This window comes from Brevibacillus sp. GCM10020057 (assembly GCF_042683565.1).
Taxonomy (GTDB): domain Bacteria; phylum Bacillota; class Bacilli; order Brevibacillales; family Brevibacillaceae; genus Brevibacillus.
The window spans coordinates 325,504-333,339 of record NZ_JBHUJW010000023.1; the positions used below are offsets into that span (position 1 = coordinate 325,504).

Below are 7,836 nucleotides of genomic sequence, written 5' to 3' on the forward strand. Positions count from 1 at the left end.
CTTAGAATCGTCTGCCACGAACAGGAGGGGTAAACATGTCGGTAAAAGGCTTTTTGATCCGTCACGTACAATGGCCCTTGATGGAGCGGCTGAAGGAAAATCGCACCCGTCACTACCTGCGGGAGCTGCAGGACGCGCAAGACACCTCGCCGCCGCAGCTGATCGAGCGGCAAAGGGAAAAGCTGAAACGTTTGCTGCGCCATGCCGTGCACAACGTGCCTGCCTACGCCTCCTTCGCCGCAGAATGGGAGGTCAGCCGCGTCCCGCCCGAGCACTTTCTGCAGCGAATTCCCGTCTTGAGCAAGGCTCATTTTCGCCGGCATGCAAACGAATATTTGACGAAAGGAATCGACCCGACCAAGCTGATCGGCAATCGCACGGGGGGCTCCACGGGGGAGCCGACGCGCTTTTACCTGGATCGTCGGGCGGTAGAACGCTATGAGGCAGCGCGCTGGCTCGGGCTGTCCTGGCACGGGATTCAGATCGGCGATCCATGTGTGATGATCTGGGGCTCTCCGCTGGAATTGAACCAGCATCAGGCGCGTCAGTACAGATGGAAGGAGAGGTGGCTGAAGAACAGGCTCCTGCTCTCCGCCTACGAGCTTGACGAGCGCAGGCTGGACACGCAGCTGGCGTTGATCCGCCGCTTCCGGCCTGCCTATTTGTACGGCTACGCTTCGGCCTTGTACATGCTGGCCGAAATGATGCTCGCCCGCGGCTGGACCGTCGGCATCCCGCTCAAAGGGGTCGTCTCCACGGCGGAGAGCCTGCATGAGCATCAGCGCAAAAAAATAACGGAAGCGTTCGAGGCTCCCGTCATCAACGAATACGGCGCACGCGACGGCGGGATTATCGCTTACCAGTGCCCGCGCGGAAGGATGCACGCCTTCAGCGAGAACTGTTATCTGGAGGTCGTCGATCCGATCACCAACCTACCGCTCTATCCGGGCGAATCGGGGGCGCTGCTCGTCACGGACCTGCACAATACCGTCATGCCGCGCCTGCGCTATCAGCTGGGAGACGTGGTCGCCCTCTCTTCCCAGACGTGCTCGTGCGGCATCAGCTATCCGCTCCTCGAGACGATCGACGGCAGAGAAGACGACATGTTCATCTCCCAGAGCGGAAAGTACGTGCACGGCCATTATTTCAACCATATCGTGCGGAATATGGAAAGCTTTCGCACCTTCCAGATCATCCAGCACGAACCGCAGTACATCAGCCTCAAGCTGGTCAAGGAACCGGACCGCTTTCAGCCGGCCGATGTGAACCGCCTTTTGGCTGCCATTCGCTCCGCCTTGGGCGAGGTCAGCGTCCAGGTGACGTATGTCGATCAGATCGCACCTACCGGGTCCGGCAAATTCCGCTACGCCATCCGGGAATGCCCGCTTACGAGCGGCCAGGCGCTGGAGTAGAACGCCTGCGAACTTTTTGCAACAGCTCGGACACGAGCGGCTCGCGCAGGACGGCCAGCACAGCAAGGTAGATCAGCGCTGCGCCTGCGATGCCGATGGGCAAGTACAGCCACAGCGGCAAAAGCGACAGCCACGAATCTGTCAGTGTGACAGCCGCGCCCATGACCAGGCAGGCGAGCAGCGTCTTGAGCAGCGTTTTGAGGAAGCCTGCCTGTACGGGTCTGCCGACGGCTTTCCAGAGCAACGCGAAGAGCAGGACGGCTTGGGCAAAGGCGGACAAAGCGTTGGCGAGAGCAATCCCGCCGTGCCCCATCCAGGGAATCAACAGCCAGTTGGCGACCGCGTATACCCCGATCCCGATCGCGCCGATCACGACAGGGGTACGCGTGTTTTCCAGCGCATAGAAGGCCCGGGTGAGCAAGTCGCGGGCGGCCAGAAAGTACAGTCCCAGCCCGTAAAACGGCAAAGCCCAGGCAGTCAGCGCAACGGAGTGCTCGTCGAACGCCCCGCGCTGGAACAGAAGCCGCACAATCGGCTCGGCGTACAGGGCGAGCCCGACGGTCACCGGGATGAGCAGGACGAGCAAATACGCCAGCCCCTTTTGCAAAATCAGCTTCATTTCCTGCATCTCGCCGCGCTTCACGTGACTGGCGAGCAGCGGAAACAGCGGCAAGGTGAAGGCTCCGACGAAAATCGCCATCGGCATTTGCACGACCTGGTTGGCGTTGGCCAGAGCGGAGATGACGCCAGTCCCGACCCCTTCGGCGAAGCCACGCTCCAGAAATGTCGTCGCCTGGGCCACGACGGCTCCGATGAGAATCGGGATGACCCGCTCGCCCATCCCTTTCAGCGCATCGTCATCGCGCCAGGCAAACGACAGGCAGTGGTGGTAGCCGAAACGGCGCAAGGTCGGGAGCATGGTCAGCATCGCTGCCAAATACCCGAGCGTCGTCGCGATTGCAAGGCCGTTCGGGCCGTAGATCGGCACCAGTACGTACATGCTGGCGATCACGACCGCGCCGTTCGCCACCGTGCCCAGCGTCGGCGTGAAAAAGTGCTGATGTGAATTGCACATGCTCGACCACAGCCCGGCAAGCCCGATAAAGATCGCGGACGGCCACATCCGTTGCAGCATCTCTGCCGTCAGCTCCAGCTTGTCCCCTGTCAGTCCGAACATCGCGGCCATCTCCCGGGACAGCCCGATGCCGAGTCCCGCCACGGCGGTGAAAATAACGAGAATGATCGTCAGCATTTTGTGGTACAGCTCAGTCGTGCGCTGCTGTTTTTCCATCAATCCGCGCATCGTCGGAATCAGAATGGCGTTCACGGCTCCGGGCACGACCAAAAACAGCGTGAGCGGAATCGTGGCCGCGATGTTAAAGGCATCGGACTCCATCCCTGTACCATACAGGCTGGACAAGTAGATGCTGCGGAAAAAGCCCAGCAGCCTTCCCACCAGCGTCAGCACAACGATCATGGAAGCAACTTTCAACAACCCCATCTGTCTTGTCTCCTATCTCCAGTAAACGACGATTGCTTGCAAATACGTAGTTATCATATCTTATTTCTGCCGTTCCTACCAACCACTTTCCTGCCCGGCTTGCGGGGGGCCAGACGGATTCATTATAATAGACGGGTTAATCCCTGCGTGTAGGAGGACTACAATCAAAATGAGAGAAACCGTGTTGAAGTGGGGAAGCCAATCAACCACCTGGCTGTATTTGCTTTTGGCCTATCCTGTGATTGACTATGTATTGCGAAAAATTCTACCAATTCCTGTCGTTTCATCTTTTTGGGACGAGGCCTTGCTTTTGGTTTTGCTCGGCTTCACGTTCATCGCCTTTTTTCAGGGCAAGCGGACGATGCCGAAGATCAAGCATTGGCTCGTCGCCTTTCTGGTCCTTGGGATCGCCCTGATGGTGACCGACATGGCCAACTGGGACGCCAGCGTCGAAGGCTTCCGCGCCGTCTACCAGTACATCCTCGCCTTCCTGATGGGATTCTACCTCTTGCAGTCGCCCGAGCAGCTGGACAAGCTGCTGAAAGGGCTCGCGCTGGTCGGATTCCTCGCAGGGCTGGTCGGTGTCGCACAGGTCGTCATCGGCGTGCAGACACCGGAATCGTGGGTGCAGGAAGGAGAAGCGATCACGACGCGCGCCTTTTCCTTTGTAACCAGTCCCAACGTGCTCGGCAGCTACATGGCCCTGATCGTTCCCGTGTCAGCCGGGCTGCTTCTGAAAGCGACGAGCCGCAAGGAAAAGCTCGTCTGGGCCATCGTCGCCTTGACGACCTTGCTCGCGCTCTTGCTGACCGGCTCGCGCGGCGCGTGGTTCGCGCTCGCTTTCTCCCTGGTCATCTGCTGCTACATATGGAACAAGAAAATTGCCGGCTACCTCGTGCTCGTCGGCATCATCGGGGTAGTGGCGCTGTTCTTCGTTCCGGAGTCCGTCCCGCTGGTGGGAACGATCAAAAACCGCATCTTCACTCTGTTTACCGCTGACTACATGTCCTCCAGTCTGGAGGGCGGACGTCTCGGCCGCTGGGGTGAAGCGTATGACAAAATGCGCGTGGAGCCGCTGTTTGGCGTCGGCCTCGGCCACCACGGCGGTGCCGTCGCATCCCGCCATTTCGGCACGATCTATTCGGACAGCTACTTCTTCAAAAGTTTGGCGGAGTTCGGCCTGATCGGCATTATCATGCTCATCGGCCTCGTCGTGCAAATGCTGCGCTACGGCGTCAAGACAATCCGGAGCATGACCCGGTCTCCGCATTTCTTCTCGCTGCTCGGCCTGTTTGGCGGCCTGTTCGCCGTCGCCCTGCACAACCTGGTGGAAAACATTTTCGAGGTGCCGTTCATGGCGCTCTATTTCTGGCTGTTTGGCGGCTGCTTCTGCGCACTCTTCGTCGACCAGACACAAAATAAAAGGTGGTGAATCCCATGCGACGCAATCCTGTTCTCACAACGCTCGGCTGGGCATTGTACGCCATTGCTCTGCTGCTCATTTACCATCTGCTCGTCAAACCGGCCTTTCTCGACCTGACGTGGATCGCTCTCCTGGTGTTTCTCCCCTTGCTCGCGTTCTGCTACTACGTGGTGCATCCGGATGAGCGCCGGACCGTACTGGCCTTTACCGTTGGCGTCCTCTTGCTCGACCGCGCCTTGACCCGCGTCGATGTCAAGACGACTGCCGCCCTCTTGATCGGCGGTGCCGTCGCGGTCATCGTCGTGGCCTTGCTCGCCAAATGGTACGGGCGTCTGAACTGGAAGGCAGTCGGCTCCCTCGTGGTCGTCGCCCTGCTGGCCAACGTCACCTTCAATCGCGACAACCTGGCGGCGCTCTCTCACTTTACCGTGCAGTACGAGTCTGACCGCCTGTACAACGGCCAGTGGGTGGACTACTTCCCGATGACCCTGTACGACGTGGACAACGACGGCAAACAGGAGATCATCACGTACGGGAATGCTGACGAGCTTCCCTTGCCGGAAGCGACGAAAAAGCCGGAGACCGAGGAGGAGAAAAAAGCGCTGGCTGACAAGCTCCTGCATTTGCAGTCCGAGCCTGTCTCCTTGTACGTCTTGACCTGGAAGGACGGCAAATTGGTCCGCATGCCAAACAACCAGATCACCCCCGAGACCATGGCTCTGCTCAAGGAGCAGCTGCCGACCGACTACCCCGGCTTTCCTTATTACACCATGAAAGACGGCAAGCTGGTGCCAAACGTGCAGCGCCAGCCATACGCCGAGGGCATGCTGCAGGTCGGGACCGCTCCTTACCGCGCCTTTATGCTTGACATGGAAAACATCGCGAACCAGCTGGCGGAAAACGGCGGAAGCATGGACGTGCGCCATCAGTTGGGGAGCAAGTACAAAGATTTGCACATCAAGGACGGCATGCTGACGGGAACGTATGACGGCAAGCCGTTCAGCGGCGCGACCAAAGCGACCAAGCTGCTGACGACCATGGTGCTGCCTGATGGAAAAGAAGGCTTGCTGATCATGGGCGAGCACCTCAGCGTCATCGAGGTGCAGGACGATGGAACAATCCGCGAAGCCTACACGCTGACTCGCAAGGAAGCGGAGCTGGCTACCGCCGAATTCATCCCGGCCGACATCGATCACGACAAGTCCGACGAGCTGTTGATCGCGGGCAAGCCGTCCTACATTTTGAAGCCAAAGCCTGACGGCACCTGGGACATTTTGTGGGCGAGCGCGGAAGGCGACAACAGCTTCCGCTTCTCCAACTTCGCCGCTGTCGGCAACGGCCAGCCGGAGATCATCGCCAAGGCGAAGAGCTGGGTGAGCACGACCGACAGCCGCTATTTGAGCGGGTACGAATACACGCCAGACGGGCTGAAGGAAAACTGGCGCATCTACTTGCCGCTGATCAACGTCCAGGTCGGCGACGTCGACGGCGACAAGCAAAACGAGATTGTCGCGACGATTTACAACACGCACCGGGTGCTCGTGTTCAAAAAGCACGACATTCCCGTTCTCCCGCTCACGATTGCACTGTTCGTGGGGCTCCTGGGATATGGCGTAGTAAGGAGGGTTCGCCATGCGTAAGCTCACCAAAGCAACAGCATTGCTCGCAGGCATCTGCGCGGCTGCCCTGCTCGGCGGCTGCACGTACGAGTCCGGACCGAAGACGTTTGCGTCCACCAATTTCGGCGCGACTCCGGAGCAGACCACTACGGCACAGACGGAATCCGCTGCCGAATGGCTGAAAACCGCCCTGGAAAAAGCAAAGACCGATCCCGAAGCTCAGTCGTACTGGTACAAAGGCTACGTGAAAAACATGATCCTGTCCCGCTCGACGACGAGCATGTTCAACGGTGCCGTCGTCAACGGCAAAGGCTACAATGTGGACGCCCGCATCGCCGCGCAGCCGTACCAGTACTACCGCATCAACGACAAGCGCTACATCCGCGCGAATGACTACTGGGTGACGGCCACAGAAGACCCGCTGGCCTTCGATGTGCTGTCCGGCTTCGACGACTGGCTGCCGTTCATGGACACGGCCGTACAGCTTCCGGACGACAAGGTGTACGGCACCGTTTGCGTCCCCTTTCAACTGAAAATGACAGGTGCAGACTGGCTGAAGACGAGCAAGAGCGCACTCCTGGAGCCGCTGAAAAAACAGCTGGGCGACCGTCCTGACCTCGACTACATCCTGAAGGAGTCCACGATCAAGACGACGTTCTGGATCGGCAAGGAAGACCGCTTGATCCACCAGTACGAGACATGGATCATCCTGCCGCTGCCGGAAGCAGGCACGATGGACCAGCAGGTGCTGTTCCAGCTGTATAAATACGGCGATCCGGGTATTCACATCAAAGAGCCTGAGGAAGTCGAAAAGTATCTGCTTTACTAATCACCAGCAAAAGGCCGCTCTTGGCAAAAGATAAACTGCACCCCTTAGAATAGACATTGGAAAACCCTTTAGGGAAATCCGATGAATTCTAGGGGGTGCAGTTTTATGCCAAAGAACAGCCAGACGTTTCAACATAATCCTGGCTAGCCCAACTATTCCTTTACAGGACCAAGAACATGCCTCGATGGAGAACTTCGTCTCGTTACTAAAAACAGCTCTTCTTTTATTTCCATTCTTGTAGAGTGCAGTCCCATTGCTTGAAGAACTCTGCTTCCTCTATCACCGCTTGGTAAATTGGCTGTAAAAAAATTATTATTTTTGACATGACTTCTTGAAAGTGAAGCGTCTCAGCAATACCTATTCGGCGTAAAAAGGCATTCCATTGCCTCACTCTGGCTTCATCTTTTGCAAAGGCTTCGGAGAAAACTGGATGTTCTCTTTCAACCTGTGTTCCTCGACGTTGAAAAGTTTCAAGCTCAGCCTCCATCAATACACGCCCATCAAATTCCCTAGTGGTTAAAAGCGAATATATATCATAGAAGTCTTTCATTCTGCTATTGACAACAGATAGAGTAATCATTGCTTCAAACTTTTCTGAAATCACGGATTCTGTTGAATATGCCTGAATATTTGGGGACTCCATATTTAACAAAACGGGATAATCGATAACTTGTGGCCTCGGAACAATTACATCTCCAAACCCAATATCAAGTTGAAGCATCTTTCTCATTTTCCCTGACATTGATGGGATTTTAATACGGACTCCTTCGTAATCGGCATCCTCTTTTATTCTCTCTGCCGTTATGCCTGAAGCGTCAAATTGCACTCCGTCGGAAAGCTGACTTGATATACTCGATGTCACTAGCGATTTGACGGGCTAAGAAATCAATATCTTTCGTTGGTCTTGCCTTATACTGTGTCAAGGCAAATAAATAGGGCTTGCTGAACGATTCGTTACAGTGCGAATTGTCTGTACGTGGTACGATTCAGCAGCATGTTGAAAATGTAGACGAAAAGAAGCCGCAAGCGGCGTTCCAGGTTCATCACGAGAA

6 protein-coding genes are annotated in these 7,836 nt (G+C 56.7%); 4 read left to right on the forward strand and 2 right to left on the reverse strand.

Annotation, left to right across the window (positions count from 1 at the left end; genetic code table 11):
- Positions 1 to 35: 35 nt before the first annotated feature.
- The gene (locus tag ACFSO0_RS08460) at positions 36 to 1,412 is read left to right on the forward strand and encodes a phenylacetate--CoA ligase family protein (RefSeq protein ID WP_376878875.1); all 1,377 of its coding nucleotides are present in this window, start codon (positions 36 to 38) and stop codon (positions 1,410 to 1,412) included.
- On the opposite strand, the gene murJ is transcribed toward ACFSO0_RS08460, so the two are convergent.
- Positions 1,387 to 2,913: a murein biosynthesis integral membrane protein MurJ gene (gene murJ / locus ACFSO0_RS08465; protein ID WP_376878877.1), complete on the reverse strand. Its 1,527-nt coding sequence runs from the start codon at positions 2,911 to 2,913 to the stop codon at positions 1,387 to 1,389. The genes ACFSO0_RS08460 and murJ overlap by 26 nt on opposite strands.
- Before the next feature lie 169 nt (positions 2,914 to 3,082).
- Here murJ and ACFSO0_RS08470 point away from each other — a divergent pair, with 169 nt between their 5' ends.
- Genes ACFSO0_RS08470 through ACFSO0_RS08480 form a run of 3 tightly spaced genes read left to right on the forward strand, consistent with a single transcriptional unit; the run spans position 3,083 to position 6,784 of the window.
- Entirely contained in the window at positions 3,083 to 4,345 is a 1,263-nt protein-coding gene (locus tag ACFSO0_RS08470; protein WP_376878879.1) for an O-antigen ligase family protein, read from the forward strand.
- Positions 4,346 to 4,350: 5 nt separating this feature from the next.
- On the forward strand, positions 4,351 to 5,976 hold the full coding sequence (locus tag ACFSO0_RS08475) for a hypothetical protein (RefSeq protein ID WP_376878881.1): 1,626 nt from the start codon (positions 4,351 to 4,353) through the stop codon (positions 5,974 to 5,976).
- The gene (locus tag ACFSO0_RS08480; protein WP_376878883.1) at positions 5,969 to 6,784 is read left to right on the forward strand and encodes a hypothetical protein; all 816 of its coding nucleotides are present in this window, start codon (positions 5,969 to 5,971) and stop codon (positions 6,782 to 6,784) included. The genes ACFSO0_RS08475 and ACFSO0_RS08480 overlap by 8 nt, the downstream gene beginning before the upstream one ends.
- A gap of 223 nt (positions 6,785 to 7,007) precedes the next feature.
- Here the strand turns inward: ACFSO0_RS08480 and ACFSO0_RS08485 are convergent, their stop codons facing one another.
- Entirely contained in the window at positions 7,008 to 7,646 is a 639-nt protein-coding gene (locus ACFSO0_RS08485; RefSeq protein WP_376878885.1) for a nucleotidyl transferase AbiEii/AbiGii toxin family protein, read from the reverse strand.
- Positions 7,647 to 7,836: the final 190 nt, after the last annotated feature.